The following is a 16,696-nucleotide window of genomic DNA, read 5'->3' as shown; positions in this document are numbered from 1 at the left end:
ATGGTAAAAGGTTTTGAGGAGGATTATGATGCTACAGTTATTTGAGAAAGCAATAATAGGAATGGCCCTTTTGCGTTTTTTATCAGGGAGCCTTGAAATATTCGCAGCAGCTCTTATCTTAAAATATAATGATGTGGAAAAAGCGCTTATTGTAAATAGTACCCTTGCTTTTGTGGGCCCTCTCATCCTCATTGCGACTACTACCATAGGTTTAATTGGTCTTTCTGATAGAATCTCTTTTCAAAAAATACTATGGATCTTTTGTGGTGTTGCGTGCATTTTATACGGCGTGAAAAGTAATTAAGTTTCAATATAAAGAGACTAAAATCTATTTTATGATCAGGCGCAGACTCTGTTCATTTGGATCAATGATTCTTGATAAAATCTCATCTACATAATTGGCAAAAACCTGCTGAGTCCTCTGGCGGGGCCTTGGTAAATTAATATTTTTGCTTAAGACGATTTTACCATTTTCGATTAAGATTACACGGTCGGCCAGAGCCACTGCTTCTTCAACATCATGAGTAACCAGGATGGTTGTGATTTTTTCTTTTTCCCATAAAGATTCAATAAGTTCCTGCATTTCCAGTCTTGTAAGAGCATCCAGTGCACCAAGCGGCTCATCCAGGAGCAGGATCTCAGGTTTATGCACGAGTGCCCTTGCCAGTGCAACCCTCTGCTTCTGGCCCCCTGAAAGCTTTGATGGCCAATCCTTCATCCTCCCATCAAGGCCTACATCTTTTAATGCAGCGATTGCATTTTGACGCCAATCCCCTTTCAAGCCCAATCCAACATTCTCTAGTACTCTTTTCCATGGAAGCAGACGTCCATCCTGAAACATGATTCTTGCCTGTGTGTTGAGGCCAGCAAGATCTTTATCTTTTATTAAAATCGTCCCTTCACTATAATCTTCAAGGCCGGCAATTAACCGCAATAGTGTGCTTTTTCCGCAGCCGCTCTTTCCTACAATAGCAATAAATTCACCCTGGCTTACTTTCAAATTGATTCCATCCAGTACAACAGTATTGTCAAAACTCTTCTTCAAGTTATTCAGCTGAATATGTTGTACCCGGGCATCATTTTTCATCATTAAACCTCCTCACATGAATTATGTCTTCCACTTAAGCCATTTGCCTTCCATGTACCGGGCGATCATATCAGAGAACTTTCCAAAAAAAGCATAGATCAGAATGCTTAACACAATGACATCCATTTGCATGAATTCTCTTGCATTCATGGCCATGTAGCCAATCCCAGAGTGTGCAGAAATGGTTTCTGCGACAATCAGGGTAAGCCACATCACTCCCAGAGAAAAACGAATGCCGACTAAGATAGACGATAAAGCCCCGGGGAAGATGACTGTGAAAAACAATTTAGGGCCTCTTAATCCATATGCTTTTCCCATTTCAATCAAATCACCTTCCACATTTTTAATCCCATGGTAGGTGTTTATATACACCGGAAATAACACACCGAGGGCAACGAGAAAAATTTTAGAAGTCTCGTCAATGCCAAACCATAAAATCACCAATGGAATCAGCGCTAGATGCGGAATATTCCTGAGCATTTGTATGGATGTATCTAGTAATAAATCTGAAAAACGGAAAATCCCGTTCAAGATTCCAAGGAAAAAGCCAAGAAGTCCGCCGATCAGAAATCCAAGCATTGCCCTTCCCAGGCTGATTGAGATATGTTCAGTCAACTCACCTGTGCCAGTCAATTCAATTGCCGCTTTAAATACATCACTTGGAGCAGGCAGTATTCTATCTGAAATGATTCCTTTCCAGGAAAGCAGCTGCCATAACACCAATATTAATACGGGTAAAGCCCACGGAACCATCTGGCGTATACCGGACATAAAACGGGCTTGCATAAAAACCCTCCTTTCCTAAACCACTCAATCCATCATTGCTTCCTCTACATCAATTTCTTTAGGAATAATTTTTAAACGATAGAAAGTATCGGCCTTTTCCTGCTGTTCCTTCATGATTTCATCTGTTAAGGCATCCACGCCATACTCTCTTCTTTGGACTGCCATTTCAATCGATTTTTCATCAATTTTCAGCAGTGGCGCAATCAATGACACAAGTTCATCATGATGGCTGTTTGCCCACTCTGATGATTTCTGAACCTGGTTGACAATAACTTCAAGTACCTCTTTATTCCCTTTAGCATAATTCGCGTTCGCGATAAAAAAGTCTCTATCGGATGTCAATCCTTCACCATTTACAAGCATTTCTGCATCAGAATTTAGTTCGGTGTCCGCAGTGAAAGGGTCCCAAACTGCCCATGCATCAATATTCCCTTGTTCAAAGGCTACCCTCGCATCCCCGGGCTGAAGATAGGCTGGAGTGATATCGTTATAATCGAGACCAGCCTTTTCTAAAGCCTTAACAAGGAGATAATGCGAGCTTGAACCTTTGGCAAAGCCAATTTTCTTCCCTTTTAAATCAGCCAGGGATTGAATCGGAGAATCTTTGGGAATCAGGATTCCACTACCCTCGAATTTAGAAAAACCTGCTGCAACATAAACAATTGGTGAATCCGCAGCCTGTGCAAAAATTGGCGGTGAATCCCCAGTTCTTCCGAAATCGATACTTCCCGCATTCAAAGCTTCAAGTAACGCAGGACCTGCCTGAAATTCCTTCCATTCCACCTTTACTCCCTTTTTCTCTAGCTCTTTTTCCAGAGTTCCCAATGACTTTAAGATCACTAGCGGGCAATTTTTTTGATAGCCAATCCGAACGATTTTTTCAGAAGAAGAAACATCTTTTCCTTGTTGCTTTTCACCATCTTGACTGCATCCAGTTAGAATAAGGGCGAATATCAATACAAAACCTGCTAATAATTTCTTGTAATACGTTGAACGATCCTTCATTCTCAAACTCCCCTTGGAATCTATTTGCAACTGTTTTAGCCTATGTTGAAGGAAAAACCTAGGTTCCTGTCTATAACCAAATAAAAAAGAACATAAAAAAAATCAAAGCAGGAAAACTAATTACCATTGAAAAGAATCGCTGGAGGGAAAGCTTATGGGAATGTTTAGTGGGAAACCTGAAAATGAACCTTTACATTCAGGTGAAGTATTCAATTTATGGTCTCACCTTTATGCAACAAAAGGATACCTGGTAACACTTCAGATTTTTATCAATCATACTGGGGATCATGACTTGAAAGTTTTCTTGGAGGATTTGCTGGAGAATTGTTATAAACAGGAGGAGCAGCAAACAGAAGCCATCTTAAAACAAAATGGTATCCGACTTCCGCCAGCGCCTCCAGCCCGGCCTGATGTCCAGGTGGAGGATATTCCTGCAGGTGCACGGTTCAATGATCCGGAAATCGCTTTGCTGGTACAACGCGAATTAATGGTCGGTAAAATAATGGGCAGTTATGTAATGGGCATAGCAATCAGGTCAGATATCTCAGAGATGTTTGGTGAGTTCCATGTCCAAAAAAGCGAGTACGAGGAAAAATTATTAAAAATTACGAAAGACAAAGGCTGGATTGTTCCCCCGCCAATCAATCTGAAATAAGAATATTTTAATGAAGGATGTGCAGGGTGTTTGGGAAAAAAGAATAAAGGTATGCTAATTGCCGCTATAGGTTCCATCCCGTTGATTATGACACTGGGGAATTCAATGCTTATCCCCATACTCCCAAAAATGAAAACAGAACTGGGATTGACGCAGCTCCAGGTCAGCTTGACTATTACAGTTTTTTCGGTTGCTGCAGCTATTTTTATTCCTATTTTTGGTTACCTATCTGACAGATTCTCGAGGAAGAGCATCATCCTTCCCGCCCTGATTTTATATGGAATCGGGGGATTACTGGCAGGTTTTGCCTCAAATGTGCTATCGAATTCTTATATATGGATCCTGATTGGCAGAATACTTCAAGGGATTGGTGCAGCGGGTACAGCACCGATTGCCATGGCTCTTACAGGGGATTTATTTAAAGGCGGGGAACAAAGCCGTGTTCTGGGTATCGTTGAAGCATCCAATGGATTAGGAAAAGTATTATCGCCAATCATTGGCTCATTGCTGGCACTCGTCGCCTGGTTTGCCGTTTTTTATGCTTTCCCTGCCATATGTCTTATCTCAATTATTCTCACCTGGATCTTCATTAAAGAGAAACGGAATCGGCAGGCACCTCCTCCGTTTGAAAAGTATGCCCGTGGTCTAATGCACGTTTTCAAAAAGGAAGGCAGATGGCTTTTTACAACATATCTCGCAGGTGCAACTTGTTTATTTACACTTTTCGGCATTCTCTTTTACCTTTCAGACATCCTGGAAGTTAAATATGGAATTAACGGCGTCAAAAAGGGGCTGATTTTGGCGATTCCTCTACTCGTACAGGGTGGGACTGCCTATATAACAGGCGCAAAAATAGGGAAAAACATGCTGGTGATGAAGCGTCTCACTGTTCTTGGTTTCCTGCTGATGACCTTATCTTATGTCTCCTTAACCTTTGTAGAAAAAATTGTCCCTTTCCTTTTCGTCCTTATCTTCAGCAGTATTGGAACAGGATTGGTACTCCCTTGTATCAATAGTTTGATTACAGGTTCAGTTGGCAAGGAAATGCGCGGTTTTGTGACTTCTCTTTATGGCTCAGTGCGATTTTTAGGAGTGGCAGTCGGCCCTCCTATATTCACTCGGTTAATGGATTGGTCACGTACAGGCATGTTCCTGTCTATAGCAACTCTTACATTTATTGTGGGGTTGCTGGCCATCCTTACGATTCATGTAAGTAAGCCGAGTGGCGAAAAGGACAAATACTCTGCCTTCCGCTATAACTATGTATAGCTATTTCTTCCGCCAGCCTAAAGTGTATGCCTGATTAAAATTATAATAATACACGATATCGACCATTTTCGTTGAAATCCATTGACTAATCAGAGCTTGCACAATGATTTCCAAGCTTATGATGAAGCCCGTCATGATAAAAATAATGCAATTAATCCAAAAAAGAGCAGAGCCGGGAAGCGAGTTTCTCCTTCTGGCAATGATGAGAGCTATGACTCCCACACCGCCATTTGAAACTCCTTCCCTAAGCAGCAAACCGATTCCAGTCCCTAAAAAAATGGAGCCCATAACTAAATCAAACCATTCATTACGGTACGCTGTCAGATAATATTGTTCACAAAAGGCTACTGTTAAAGAGGTCATCGTGATAGCGAACATCGTCCATAATGCACATTTGTTCCCCAGGTATTTTGTGGCCACAACAAGCATGGAGAAATTGACGATCCAAAGAGCCAACCCCATATCAAGGTGAAAAAAGTAATTTAATAGAACAGCTATTCCACCTGCACCGCCTGAAGGGATCGCATGTGGAAATAAAAAAAGCCCCATTCCCAATCCTTGAATGGTTCCTCCTGCAATAACCAAACCGTTTTTCCGGATAAAATCTGTCATAGGCGCATCCCATCTTTTTAAGGTATAGATTTTTTGGATAAGCTATCATTCATTTTTATTCATTTTGTCCATTCCATATGTATAAAAGATTCTAAATAACGGAGTGACCATATGAGAGCAGATATTATTTCTACCGAACATATCATCATGATCGTAGTGGCGATCAGTACAGGGACTTTCGCCCGTATTCTCACTGTTAAAGAGGATTTCAGGCAATATCCTAGTTACCCTAACGGTTATCTGACTAACCTGGTAACCGGATTTGTAGCAGCAGCCCTCGGAGCAGTTGCAATTCCAGCTCTGATGACAAAGAACTTTATTGCCGTTACCTTCCTGACATTGGCCATCCAGCAGTTTCGAGATGTCAGAAAAGCTGAGAGAGAAAGCTTAAAAGACCTAGAAAATGCGGAATATACGAGCCGGGGAAATGCTTATATTGATGGGATCGCCAAAACCTTCGAAGCCCGCAATTATTTTGCACTCATCGTTTCATTCAGTTCTGCACTGGCAATGCAATTAATCAGCAGCAAGATCATCGCAGTTAATATTGCATCTGGCATAATAACCGGTTTTATCGTCCTATTCATTCTTAAAAGATTTTCAAAAGGAAAAACGATAGGAGACATAGCCAAAGTTGAGATAGGATTAATTGCTATTGAAAACGATGATTTATATGTTAACGGTATCTATGTAACAAATTTGCTTGGTTCAGAGAATGCCTCTTCCTTATTTCTCCAGGAGGGAATTGCAGCTGTAATCAGTCCAAATGAGGAAAGGTTCAGAATCACTTTGGATCATATTGGACAGCGTCAGGCAGCCTTGTTCGAAGCTACAAGGACACTGGGGCTTAAACGCTACCACTATACGAGGAAGGACTTTGAAAATGGGAAGGTCATCATTACCTTTGTTCCCATCCTGAAAGACGCCGACCGCTTAATCGAAGCGATCAAAAAAACCCCGTTGCTTGAAAGTACTAAAAAGAATAAAGATGTTCTTAGGACTAATTTCGTTGGGAGGAAGTAAATATGGGACAGGAAATTGGCGGAATTGCAAGATTCGATATTATAGCCATTATCACCCTTTCTAAAGAACGAGTAATGGGTGGGAGGCAGCTGACCCTGCTTGCCGGGAATCTAGAGGAACAAAATGCGATGGCTCAGGAGATAGCAACAACCTTGAAGGGTGACATAGTGAAATTGAAATTTGGCGATCATTTGGTGGTCAGGAGAATTCAATAAAACTGTACTTTTCACCACCTATTGGAGGAACAAGGTTATCCACCAATTACCTTCGTCACAGTTTCGGAACGCCATTCAGATGACAGTTGCCTTTTGGACATTTTCATTTTCACAATTACTTTTTCAGAGGTTTTATGACAACAGCTATGCTGTTATACACGATAACAGGATTGATTTGCACATAGAGAGAGGTCAACAATTTCTTTTTTATGTTTTATTAGCGATTATTTGAATATATCGAGAACTTTTTTGAATATATCGGTCAATTAATAAATATATCGATCACATTTATCAATATATCACCCACTTCTGCGAAGATATCGCCCAGCTTGTGTAAAAAGGATGGCTAAAAAAATTCAAGAAAATTTTTCTATACAAAAAAAGAACAGCCATTACAGCTGTTCTTTCGTGTGCCCGGCGGCGTCCTACTCTCACAGGGGGAAACCCCCAACTACCATCGGCGCTGAGAAGCTTAACTTCCGTGTTCGGTATGGGAACGGGTGTGACCTTCTCGCCATCGCCACCAGACTATTTGGTTTGAGGTTTTTTGCACCCTCAAAACTAGATAATGTTGTAAGAAGAATTCAAGAAGAACGAATGATCATTGTCCAGCTCCGGCTCATAGCCTCTGCTTTTCGTTTTTGGTTAAGTCCTCGAACGATTAGTATCAGTCAGCTCCACACGTCACCGCGCTTCCACCTCTGACCTATCAACCTGATCATCTTTCAGGGTTCTTACTAGCTTGCGCTATGGGAAATCTCATCTTGAGGGGGGCTTCATGCTTAGATGCTTTCAGCACTTATCCCGTCCGCACATAGCTACCCAGCGATGCCTTTGGCAAGACAACTGGTACACCAGCGGTGCGTCCATCCCGGTCCTCTCGTACTAAGGACAGCTCCTCTCAAATTTCCTGCGCCCACGACGGATAGGGACCGAACTGTCTCACGACGTTCTGAACCCAGCTCGCGTACCGCTTTAATGGGCGAACAGCCCAACCCTTGGGACCGACTACAGCCCCAGGATGCGATGAGCCGACATCGAGGTGCCAAACCTCCCCGTCGATGTGGACTCTTGGGGGAGATAAGCCTGTTATCCCCGGGGTAGCTTTTATCCGTTGAGCGATGGCCCTTCCATGCGGAACCACCGGATCACTAAGCCCGACTTTCGTCCCTGCTCGACTTGTAGGTCTCGCAGTCAAGCTCCCTTGTGCCTTTACACTCTGCGAATGATTTCCAACCATTCTGAGGGAACCTTTGGGCGCCTCCGTTACTCTTTAGGAGGCGACCGCCCCAGTCAAACTGCCCACCTGACACTGTCTCCCGCCCCGATCAGGGGCGCGGGTTAGAATTTCAATACAGCCAGGGTAGTATCCCACCGACGCCTCCACCGAAGCTGGCGCTCCGGTTTCTCAGGCTCCTACCTATCCTGTACAAGCTGTACCAAAATTCAATATCAGGCTACAGTAAAGCTCCACGGGGTCTTTCCGTCCTGTCGCGGGTAACCTGCATCTTCACAGGTACTATAATTTCACCGAGTCTCTCGTTGAGACAGTGCCCAGATCGTTACGCCTTTCGTGCGGGTCGGAACTTACCCGACAAGGAATTTCGCTACCTTAGGACCGTTATAGTTACGGCCGCCGTTTACTGGGGCTTCGATTCAGAGCTTCGCGTGAGCTAACCCCTCCTCTTAACCTTCCAGCACCGGGCAGGCGTCAGCCCCTATACTTCGCCTTGCGGCTTCGCAGAGACCTGTGTTTTTGCTAAACAGTCGCCTGGGCCTATTCACTGCGGCTCATCTAGGCTATTCACCCAAATGAGCACCCCTTCTCCCGAAGTTACGGGGTCATTTTGCCGAGTTCCTTAACGAGAGTTCTCTCGCTCACCTTAGGATTCTCTCCTCGCCTACCTGTGTCGGTTTGCGGTACGGGCACCATTTATCTCGCTAGAGGCTTTTCTTGGCAGTGTGGAATCAGGAACTTCGGTACTATATTTCCCTCGCTGTCACAGCTCAGCCTTCACGCAAGCGGGATTTGCCTCACTTGCAGCCTAACTGCTTAGACGCGCATATCCAACAGCGCGCTTACCCTATCCTCCTGCGTCCCCCCGTCGCTCAAACGATAAAGAGGTGGTACAGGAATATCAACCTGTTGTCCATCGCCTACGCCTTTCGGCCTCGGCTTAGGTCCCGACTAACCCTGAGAGGACGAGCCTTCCTCAGGAAACCTTAGGCATTCGGTGGATGGGATTCTCACCCATCTTTCGCTACTCATACCGGCATTCTCACTTCTAAGCGCTCCACCAGTCCTTACGGTCTGACTTCAACGCCCTTAGAACGCTCTCCTACCACTGACATCGAAGATGTCAATCCACAGCTTCGGTGATACGTTTAGCCCCGGTACATTTTCGGCGCAGAGTCACTCGACCAGTGAGCTATTACGCACTCTTTAAATGGTGGCTGCTTCTAAGCCAACATCCTGGTTGTCTAAGCAACTCCACATCCTTTTCCACTTAACGTATACTTTGGGACCTTAGCTGGTGGTCTGGGCTGTTTCCCTTTTGACTACGGATCTTATCACTCGCAGTCTGACTCCCACGGATAAGTCTTTGGCATTCGGAGTTTGTCTGAATTCGGTAACCCGATGAGGGCCCCTAGTCCAAACAGTGCTCTACCTCCAAGACTCTTACAACGTGAGGCTAGCCCTAAAGCTATTTCGGAGAGAACCAGCTATCTCCAAGTTCGATTGGAATTTCTCCGCTACCCACACCTCATCCCCGCACTTTTCAACGTGCGTGGGTTCGGGCCTCCAGTTGGTGTTACCCAACCTTCACCCTGGACATGGGTAGATCACCTGGTTTCGGGTCTACGACCACATACTCATTCGCCCTATTCAGACTCGCTTTCGCTGCGGCTCCGTCTTCTCAACTTAACCTTGCATGTAATCGTAACTCGCCGGTTCATTCTACAAAAGGCACGCCATCACCCATGAACGGGCTCTGACTACTTGTAGGCACACGGTTTCAGGATCTCTTTCACTCCCCTTCCGGGGTGCTTTTCACCTTTCCCTCACGGTACTGGTTCACTATCGGTCACTAGGGAGTATTTAGCCTTGGGAGATGGTCCTCCCAGCTTCCGACGGGATTTCTCGTGTCCCGCCGTACTCAGGATCCACTCAGGAGGGAACGAAGTTTCAACTACAGGGTTTTTACCTTCTCTGACGGGCCTTTCCAGACCACTTCATCTACCCCGTTCCTTTGTAACTCCATGTAGAGTGTCCTACAACCCCAAGAGGCAAGCCTCTTGGTTTGGGCTATGTCCCGTTTCGCTCGCCGCTACTCAGGGAATCGCGTTTGCTTTCTCTTCCTCCGGGTACTTAGATGTTTCAGTTCCCCGGGTCTGCCTTCAATGCCCTATGTATTCAGGCAAAGATACTGTTCCATTACGAACAGTGGGTTTCCCCATTCGGAAATCTCCGGATCAAAGCTTACTTACAGCTCCCCGAAGCATATCGGTGTTAGTCCCGTCCTTCATCGGCTCCTAGTGCCAAGGCATCCACCGTGCGCCCTTTCTAACTTAACCTAAAAGGTCATTTCTCTAATTGAATAGAGAGAAAACTAAAATGGCGATCACTCGGTTTTTCTTGGTTCTTCTTACTTACGATTATCTAGTTTTCAAGGAACAAANCCTCCGGGTACTTAGATGTTTCAGTTCCCCGGGTCTGCCTTCAATGCCCTATGTATTCAGGCAAAGATACTGTTCCATTACGAACAGTGGGTTTCCCCATTCGGAAATCTCCGGATCAAAGCTTACTTACAGCTCCCCGAAGCATATCGGTGTTAGTCCCGTCCTTCATCGGCTCCTAGTGCCAAGGCATCCACCGTGCGCCCTTTCTAACTTAACCTAAAAGGTCATTTCTCTAATTGAATAGAGAGAAAACTAAAATGGCGATCACTCGGTTTTTCTTGGTTCTTCTTACTTACGATTATCTAGTTTTCAAGGAACAAAAAAGCTTTGAGGCAATTGCTCCCTCAAAACTAAACAAACAAGTTAGTCAACAATTACGAACCAGAAGGTTCGCATTCCGATTGCCTTTACGGCAATATCCTTAGAAAGGAGGTGATCCAGCCGCACCTTCCGATACGGCTACCTTGTTACGACTTCACCCCAATCATCTGTCCCACCTTAGGCGGCTGGCTCCAAAAGGTTACCCCACCGACTTCGGGTGTTACAAACTCTCGTGGTGTGACGGGCGGTGTGTACAAGGCCCGGGAACGTATTCACCGCGGCATGCTGATCCGCGATTACTAGCGATTCCGGCTTCATGCAGGCGAGTTGCAGCCTGCAATCCGAACTGAGAATGGATTTATGGGATTGGCTTCACCTCGCGGCTTCGCGACCCTTTGTTCCATCCATTGTAGCACGTGTGTAGCCCAGGTCATAAGGGGCATGATGATTTGACGTCATCCCCACCTTCCTCCGGTTTGTCACCGGCAGTCACCTTAGAGTGCCCAACTGAATGCTGGCAACTAAGATCAAGGGTTGCGCTCGTTGCGGGACTTAACCCAACATCTCACGACACGAGCTGACGACAACCATGCACCACCTGTCACTCTGTCCCCCGAAGGGGAACGCCCTATCTCTAGGGTTGTCAGAGGATGTCAAGACCTGGTAAGGTTCTTCGCGTTGCTTCGAATTAAACCACATGCTCCACCGCTTGTGCGGGCCCCCGTCAATTCCTTTGAGTTTCAGCCTTGCGGCCGTACTCCCCAGGCGGAGTGCTTAATGCGTTTGCTGCAGCACTAAAGGGCGGAAACCCTCTAACACTTAGCACTCATCGTTTACGGCGTGGACTACCAGGGTATCTAATCCTGTTCGCTCCCCACGCTTTCGCGCCTCAGCGTCAGTTACAGACCAGAGAGCCGCCTTCGCCACTGGTGTTCCTCCACATCTCTACGCATTTCACCGCTACACGTGGAATTCCGCTCTCCTCTTCTGCACTCAAGTTCCCCAGTTTCCAATGACCCTCCCCGGTTGAGCCGGGGGCTTTCACATCAGACTTAAGGAACCGCCTGCGCGCGCTTTACGCCCAATAATTCCGGACAACGCTTGCCACCTACGTATTACCGCGGCTGCTGGCACGTAGTTAGCCGTGGCTTTCTGGTCAGGTACCGTCAAGGTACCGGCAGTTACTCCGGTACTTGTTCTTCCCTGACAACAGAACTTTACGACCCGAAAGCCTTCATCGTTCACGCGGCGTTGCTCCGTCAGACTTTCGTCCATTGCGGAAGATTCCCTACTGCTGCCTCCCGTAGGAGTCTGGGCCGTGTCTCAGTCCCAGTGTGGCCGATCACCCTCTCAGGTCGGCTACGCATCGTTGCCTTGGTGAGCCATTACCTCACCAACTAGCTAATGCGCCGCGGGCCCATCTGTAAGTGACAGCCGAAACCGTCTTTCAGCTTTCCCTCATGTGAGGGAAAGGATTATCCGGTATTAGCTCCGGTTTCCCGAAGTTATCCCAGTCTTACAGGCAGGTTGCCCACGTGTTACTCACCCGTCCGCCGCTGATCTTCAAAAGCAAGCTAATGAAGATCCGCTCGACTTGCATGTATTAGGCACGCCGCCAGCGTTCGTCCTGAGCCAGGATCAAACTCTCCAAAAAAGAGTTATGAGTTAGCTCATAAGTTAAAACGTTGGCTCATGTTCTTCTATATAATAGAAGTCATGAATAATTGTTTGTTGACGCTTGTTTGTTTAGTTTTCAAAGAACAATTTTCTTTGTTGCTCCGTCAGAAGCAACTTTTATATATTACCAGATTGCTATATTGCTGTCAACAACAAATATTTAAAGAGTTGCAACAACAGGTGTGCTGTCTGGGTAATTAATATTATCATCACACTGCTTCGTAAGCAACAAACAAATATTGGAAAACTTTTATATTTTTATTGCTTGCTAAACAGCTATCTAAGATTACCATCCCTTCCTGTTGCTTTCAATGGAAATGATTTCAATTGTCCTTCCTATCCATATTATTATTATTATTATTATTATTATTATTATTATTAAAGAAAGCCGCCTGACACCTTTTATGTCAGACGACAAGTTTTATCATTTCTTCTTATCTTCTTGGTTGATCGCCCTGTTTTCAGGTCTTTTAGGATAATCAGCTGTACCCATAGAAGGTGCAGTGTAGTCTCCTCTTTTATCCAGGTACCTATTCTCTTTTTTCATTAATTTCTTCCTCTCCTTTACATTCCTGGCTGTCGTTCCTTTAACTGTTTTTCGATGGACTTATTCCTCTCGCCCCCGTCAGATAGTTCTTCAGAAAACTCATGTGCCATAAGCCCCTCTTTTCCAACAAGCTTTGAACTCGCTATTGTTTCTGCAGATAAATTATTATTTGGTGCTCCCTGTTCATTCCATTTTCCCATTTTTCCAACCTCCTTTTAATTTACTATTTGTCATTTAAAGAATTGACATTCTGTGAATAGTGAATAATTAAAATGATTTGTAAGAAATATTTAAGAGAGGCTAAGTTTATTTTTCACCTTAAGGTGTAAATATCCATTAAATCCATTACATAAAAGGAGATCGTACATTAATGAGCATTCCTCACGATAAGAGTCTAGATAACAGCATTGAATTAATGAAAGAAGGATATCTTTTTATCCAGAACAGAATGAATCGATATGATTCCGATCTCTTTGAAGCTCGCCTCTTAGGTGAAAGAGTTTTATGCATGTCCGGTTCTGAAGCAGCTAAAGTTTTTTATGATACTGATCTTTTCCAAAGAAAAGGAGCCGCCCCTAAACGGATTCAAAAAACATTATTCGGGGAGAACGCCATCCAGACAATGGATGGCCAATCACACATCCATAGAAAATTGTTATTTATGTCATTAATGACACCTCCAAATCAACAAAAACTATCGCGTCTGATAACCGACTTCTGGAGGGCATCAATCGAACAACGGGAGAAAACTGACGGTAAAATCATTCTATTTGAAGAGGCTAAACAAATTTTATGCCGGGCTGCCTGTGTATGGGCAGGCGTCCCTCTTAACGAGTCAGAAGTTAAAGAGCGAGCAGATGATTTTAGCGATATGGTCGATGCTTTTGGAGCAGTTGGACCAAGACACTGGAGAGGAAGAAGGGCAAGAAAAAGTGCTGAAGGGTGGATTACAGATATAATAGAAGAAATCCGAACTGGCAAAATAACAGCAGCTGAGGGCTCTGCCCTATATGAAATGGCGTTCTATAAGGATCTGAAAGGTGAGATGCTGATTTCCCATATGGCGGCTATTGAACTTATTAATGTTTTAAGGCCGATTGTGGCTATAGCTACATTCATTACTTTTTCCGCTCTAGCCCTGCATGACTATCCTGCAACAAGGCAAAAATTAAAGGCGGATGCGGATGGCCAGTACCTGGAAATGTTCGTTCAGGAAGTGCGTAGGTACTATCCTTTTGGTCCCTTCCTCGGTGCACGAGTTAAAAAGGATTTTAAATGGAGTGGTGCAGATTTTAAACAGGGAATGTTGGTTCTCCTTGATATGTATGGAACAAACCATGATCCGAGAAACTGGGAAGAACCTGATTCATTTAAACCCGAAAGATTCGGTGAACGGAATGCCAGCCTCTTCGATTTTATACCACAGGGCGGTGGTGATCCTTCCAATGGCCACAGATGTCCGGGAGAGGGCATAACAATAGAAGCAATGAAAGCAAGTCTCTTATTCTTAATAAATGAGATTGATTATGAAATACCGGAACAGGACCTTAGCTACAGTTTAGTCACAATGCCTACTTTACCGAAGAGCGGAATGATCTTACTTAATATACGGAAGAAGCAATGAGTGGTTTTAAAAAAATCAGGAAGCCATTGATCAAGAAGAATCATAAATAAAAAAATGTGAGCTTGTTATTCTACAGACCATCGACATTAACGGCAATATATTCCTAATTAATTAGGAATAATTATCAACAAATAGCCGGTTTAGCTATACCTTCAGCTAGAGTGTAATAGGCGATACGGTAAAAACAAGATGGTTAATCAAATAAAGTTGTGAATCGTGCAGCGGCGGAGGAAATTTTAAGCTGTTCAAGGGGAAGCCGGTCATTTAATGAAATACACTGATATGACAGAATTACTAGCTGAATAAATCCAGAAACATAAAGTAATCCAGGCTACATGCGGCTATAATTGGAGAGTGCTGTGCGGAAATAGGTAGATAGGACGAAATCTCTCTTTTACGTTTGCTATTGATTCCAGTATCTGTTATGATGAAATAGAATTATTTTTGTTCGGTGTAAAGGATAGAAATTATTTCGTCTTAATGATCACTTTGGGCAAGGATAGTAACATTTGTGCGAATTGCACTAGGAGGTAACAGTAATGGAACAAGGTACAGTAAAATGGTTTAACGCAGAAAAAGGTTTTGGATTCATCGAGCGCGAAGGTGGAGACGACGTATTCGTACACTTCTCTGCTATCCAATCTGAAGGTTTCAAATCATTAGACGAAGGTCAAAAAGTATCTTTCGACGTTGAGCAAGGCGCTCGCGGACCACAAGCTGCTAACGTAACAAAACTATAATATTAGTTTTGCTGAAAAAAGAAGGTTCCTATGGAACCTTCTTTTTATTATGGCCAGCTCTCCCCCTCAGCTTTAACCTGCTGCTTCATTCACTCCCCTATAAAAGTGATTTAACTCCCCTCTATAACCAGCAAACTCAATTCACAAATTAACCGCCTGCCGAATAATTGTATTAAAGGGTTGCTTTTCTTGGAGGGATCAACATGGCAAATAATATTTTATTTAATTTTATAAATGTCAATTCAATGCAGAGTAACGCAGGTGTCTTTTTCGGCGGAAATGTGCAGACCGGTTGGAATTCCCCAACCAAACAAAACAATGGTATTTTTGGAACTGGGCAGGGAAATTGGTATTTTGGAAACCTGGATTTAATTAGCGACAATGATGGGATTGACCAGCCCAATGCCGACCCGGATATTCAGCCTACTAGCCAGGCCCAGGCCCTTTAAAGTGTGTATATCATGATGACAATACAAATTACATTTGGAAACATAAATGTCAATTCAATCACCAGTTCTTCGGGTATATTTTTTGGTACTAATCTGAGTTGCAACTTTCTTTCCACCACCAAAACAAATAACGGCTTATCTGTGACGGGGCATAAAAATACAATCTCGAGAAACTTTAGCATGATTAGGGATGTTAATGGCATCGAAATCCTAAGTACCAAGTGTTAGAATATATTCCGCCTGAATGCGAATACTTTATATGATCAACAATAAGGCGGTGATCATGATGAATCAGGCAGAATTGGTATTAAGAATCGCGTTAGGTTTTATCGTATTATTTGCAATGGCGAGATGGTCAGGCCGAAAAGAAATCAGTCAAATGACGTTTTTCAACCTTGTATCTGCCATTGCGTTCGGTTCTATTGCAGCAGCTCTTGTTGTTAATCCAAGCGTAAGTTTAATAAATGGAGTAATTGCTTTACTTGGTTGGGCTGTGTTTACAGTGATAACTGACCAGATGCATCTCAAGTCCAAAAAAGTTAGAAAACTGCTTATGGGCGACCCGGTAATTGTAATTAAGAACGGGAAAATCCTGGAGAAAGCCCTTAGACAAACTAGACTGGATACTGACTCACTCCAAGCTATGCTGCGCCAAAAAAATGTTTTTTCATTAAGCGATGTCGATTACGCTATCTTTGAAACTGATGGGAAGCTTTCTATTATGAAAAAACCCAACAAACAAACAGTCACTAAAAAAGATTTAAATATTGCCGTAACCAAAGGTAATTTCGTTCCGCTTTCAACAGAACTGGTAGCTGACGGTCAGGTCAATCTTCAAAATCTGGCTAAAATGAAAAAAGATCAAACCTGGCTCGAGCAACAATTACAGCAAGCCGGTGTCCGATCCGTGGATGATGTTTTTTATGCAGAAGTGCAGCCGGACGGAACACTTTACGTAGATAAAAGAGATGATTTATTGCATTAAATAAGAGGTCCTGCTCGGTT

Annotated in this window: 15 protein-coding genes and 3 rRNA genes; 9 read left to right on the top strand and 9 right to left on the bottom strand. The window is 43.9% G+C overall.

The window, feature by feature from the left end; all coding sequences use genetic code 11:
- Nucleotides 1-28 precede the first annotated feature (28 nt).
- A complete protein-coding gene (locus B5X77_RS16120) occupies nt 29-304 on the top strand; it encodes a YqhV family protein (RefSeq protein ID WP_079508972.1) in 276 nt (91 codons plus the stop codon).
- Between the two features lie 24 nt (nt 305-328).
- On the opposite strand, the gene B5X77_RS16115 is transcribed toward B5X77_RS16120, so the two are convergent.
- From B5X77_RS16115 to B5X77_RS16105, 3 genes are read right to left on the bottom strand one after another with little or no spacing between them, the layout of a single operon-like run.
- Nucleotides 329-1,087 (bottom strand): ATP-binding cassette domain-containing protein, encoded by a 759-nt coding sequence (locus tag B5X77_RS16115; protein WP_079508971.1) that lies wholly within the window; start codon nt 1,085-1,087, stop codon nt 329-331.
- Nucleotides 1,088-1,108: 21 nt separating this feature from the next.
- Nucleotides 1,109-1,873, bottom strand: coding sequence for an ABC transporter permease subunit (locus B5X77_RS16110; RefSeq protein WP_079508970.1), 765 nt, complete (start codon nt 1,871-1,873; stop codon nt 1,109-1,111).
- A gap of 24 nt (nt 1,874-1,897) precedes the next feature.
- Entirely contained in the window at nt 1,898-2,878 is a 981-nt protein-coding gene (locus tag B5X77_RS16105) for a sulfonate ABC transporter substrate-binding protein (RefSeq protein WP_079508969.1), read from the bottom strand.
- Between the two features lie 154 nt (nt 2,879-3,032).
- Here B5X77_RS16105 and B5X77_RS16100 point away from each other — a divergent pair, with 154 nt between their 5' ends.
- Together B5X77_RS16100 and B5X77_RS16095 are read left to right on the top strand one after the other, a co-directional pair.
- Nucleotides 3,033-3,533 (top strand): DUF3231 family protein, encoded by a 501-nt coding sequence (locus tag B5X77_RS16100; RefSeq protein ID WP_079508968.1) that lies wholly within the window; start codon nt 3,033-3,035, stop codon nt 3,531-3,533.
- 51 nt (nt 3,534-3,584) lie between these two features.
- Nucleotides 3,585-4,802 carry an MFS transporter gene (locus tag B5X77_RS16095; RefSeq protein WP_079510264.1) on the top strand — a complete coding sequence of 406 codons (1,218 nt, stop codon included), beginning with the start codon at nt 3,585-3,587 and terminating at the stop codon, nt 4,800-4,802.
- On the opposite strand, the gene B5X77_RS16090 is transcribed toward B5X77_RS16095, so the two are convergent.
- Entirely contained in the window at nt 4,803-5,414 is a 612-nt protein-coding gene (locus B5X77_RS16090; RefSeq protein WP_079508967.1) for a YitT family protein, read from the bottom strand.
- A 111-nt stretch (nt 5,415-5,525) separates the two neighbouring features.
- Between B5X77_RS16090 and B5X77_RS16085 the strand changes: the two genes are divergently transcribed.
- Nucleotides 5,526-6,437 (top strand): YIEGIA domain-containing protein, encoded by a 912-nt coding sequence (locus tag B5X77_RS16085; protein ID WP_079508966.1) that lies wholly within the window; start codon nt 5,526-5,528, stop codon nt 6,435-6,437.
- Nucleotides 6,438-6,439: 2 nt separating this feature from the next.
- Nucleotides 6,440-6,652 (top strand): capping complex subunit for YIEGIA, encoded by a 213-nt coding sequence (locus B5X77_RS16080; RefSeq protein ID WP_079508965.1) that lies wholly within the window; start codon nt 6,440-6,442, stop codon nt 6,650-6,652.
- Nucleotides 6,653-7,064: 412 nt separating this feature from the next.
- Here B5X77_RS16080 and rrf read toward each other — a convergent pair.
- From rrf to B5X77_RS16060, 5 genes are all read right to left on the bottom strand, one after another.
- Nucleotides 7,065-7,180, bottom strand: a 5S ribosomal RNA gene (gene rrf / locus B5X77_RS16075).
- A gap of 113 nt (nt 7,181-7,293) precedes the next feature.
- Nucleotides 7,294-10,228, bottom strand: a 23S ribosomal RNA gene (locus B5X77_RS16070).
- A gap of 530 nt (nt 10,229-10,758) precedes the next feature.
- Nucleotides 10,759-12,308, bottom strand: a 16S ribosomal RNA gene (locus tag B5X77_RS16065).
- The 16S, 23S and 5S rRNA genes sit together here, the layout of an rRNA operon.
- Before the next feature lie 447 nt (nt 12,309-12,755).
- Entirely contained in the window at nt 12,756-12,878 is a 123-nt protein-coding gene (locus B5X77_RS23815; protein ID WP_257391833.1) for a hypothetical protein, read from the bottom strand.
- 17 nt (nt 12,879-12,895) lie between these two features.
- Nucleotides 12,896-13,078: a hypothetical protein gene (locus B5X77_RS16060; RefSeq protein ID WP_079508964.1), complete on the bottom strand. Its 183-nt coding sequence runs from the start codon at nt 13,076-13,078 to the stop codon at nt 12,896-12,898.
- A gap of 170 nt (nt 13,079-13,248) precedes the next feature.
- On the opposite strand from B5X77_RS16060, the gene B5X77_RS16055 reads away from it, so the two are divergent.
- The 4 genes from B5X77_RS16055 to B5X77_RS16035 all read left to right on the top strand — a co-directional run bounded on the left by B5X77_RS16055 (nt 13,249) and on the right by B5X77_RS16035 (nt 16,676).
- A complete protein-coding gene (locus B5X77_RS16055) occupies nt 13,249-14,502 on the top strand; it encodes a cytochrome P450 (protein ID WP_079508963.1) in 1,254 nt (417 codons plus the stop codon).
- Nucleotides 14,503-15,041: 539 nt separating this feature from the next.
- A complete protein-coding gene (locus B5X77_RS16050; protein ID WP_044392209.1) occupies nt 15,042-15,242 on the top strand; it encodes a cold-shock protein in 201 nt (66 codons plus the stop codon).
- A gap of 203 nt (nt 15,243-15,445) precedes the next feature.
- Complete coding sequence (locus B5X77_RS16045; protein ID WP_079508962.1) at nt 15,446-15,691, top strand: hypothetical protein; 246 nt, start codon at nt 15,446-15,448, stop codon at nt 15,689-15,691.
- A 283-nt stretch (nt 15,692-15,974) separates the two neighbouring features.
- Nucleotides 15,975-16,676 carry a DUF421 domain-containing protein gene (locus B5X77_RS16035; protein WP_306807367.1) on the top strand — a complete coding sequence of 234 codons (702 nt, stop codon included), beginning with the start codon at nt 15,975-15,977 and terminating at the stop codon, nt 16,674-16,676.
- Nucleotides 16,677-16,696 lie beyond the last annotated feature (20 nt).

Source organism: Mesobacillus jeotgali (genome assembly GCF_900166585.1).
GTDB lineage: Bacteria > Bacillota > Bacilli > Bacillales > Cytobacillaceae > Mesobacillus > Mesobacillus jeotgali_A.
This window is presented reverse-complemented; position numbering and strand designations above follow the sequence as displayed.

Bases quoted from the DNA above. Each gene is read 5' to 3' on its own strand.
- B5X77_RS16120 (WP_079508972.1), top strand. From the start codon at position 29: ATGCTACAGTTATTTGAGAAAGCAATAATAGGAATGGCCCTTTTGCGT.
- B5X77_RS16115 (WP_079508971.1), bottom strand. From the start codon at position 1,087: ATGAAAAATGATGCCCGGGTACAACATATTCAGCTGAATAACTTGAAG.
- B5X77_RS16110 (WP_079508970.1), bottom strand. From the start codon at position 1,873: ATGCAAGCCCGTTTTATGTCCGGTATACGCCAGATGGTTCCGTGGGCT.
- B5X77_RS16105 (WP_079508969.1), bottom strand. From the start codon at position 2,878: ATGAAGGATCGTTCAACGTATTACAAGAAATTATTAGCAGGTTTTGTA.
- B5X77_RS16100 (WP_079508968.1), top strand. From the start codon at position 3,033: ATGGGAATGTTTAGTGGGAAACCTGAAAATGAACCTTTACATTCAGGT.
- B5X77_RS16095 (WP_079510264.1), top strand. From the start codon at position 3,585: ATGCTAATTGCCGCTATAGGTTCCATCCCGTTGATTATGACACTGGGG.
- B5X77_RS16090 (WP_079508967.1), bottom strand. From the start codon at position 5,414: ATGACAGATTTTATCCGGAAAAACGGTTTGGTTATTGCAGGAGGAACC.
- B5X77_RS16085 (WP_079508966.1), top strand. From the start codon at position 5,526: ATGAGAGCAGATATTATTTCTACCGAACATATCATCATGATCGTAGTG.
- B5X77_RS16080 (WP_079508965.1), top strand. From the start codon at position 6,440: ATGGGACAGGAAATTGGCGGAATTGCAAGATTCGATATTATAGCCATT.
- B5X77_RS23815 (WP_257391833.1), bottom strand. From the start codon at position 12,878: ATGAAAAAAGAGAATAGGTACCTGGATAAAAGAGGAGACTACACTGCA.
- B5X77_RS16060 (WP_079508964.1), bottom strand. From the start codon at position 13,078: ATGGGAAAATGGAATGAACAGGGAGCACCAAATAATAATTTATCTGCA.
- B5X77_RS16055 (WP_079508963.1), top strand. From the start codon at position 13,249: ATGAGCATTCCTCACGATAAGAGTCTAGATAACAGCATTGAATTAATG.
- B5X77_RS16050 (WP_044392209.1), top strand. From the start codon at position 15,042: ATGGAACAAGGTACAGTAAAATGGTTTAACGCAGAAAAAGGTTTTGGA.
- B5X77_RS16045 (WP_079508962.1), top strand. From the start codon at position 15,446: ATGGCAAATAATATTTTATTTAATTTTATAAATGTCAATTCAATGCAG.
- B5X77_RS16035 (WP_306807367.1), top strand. From the start codon at position 15,975: ATGATGAATCAGGCAGAATTGGTATTAAGAATCGCGTTAGGTTTTATC.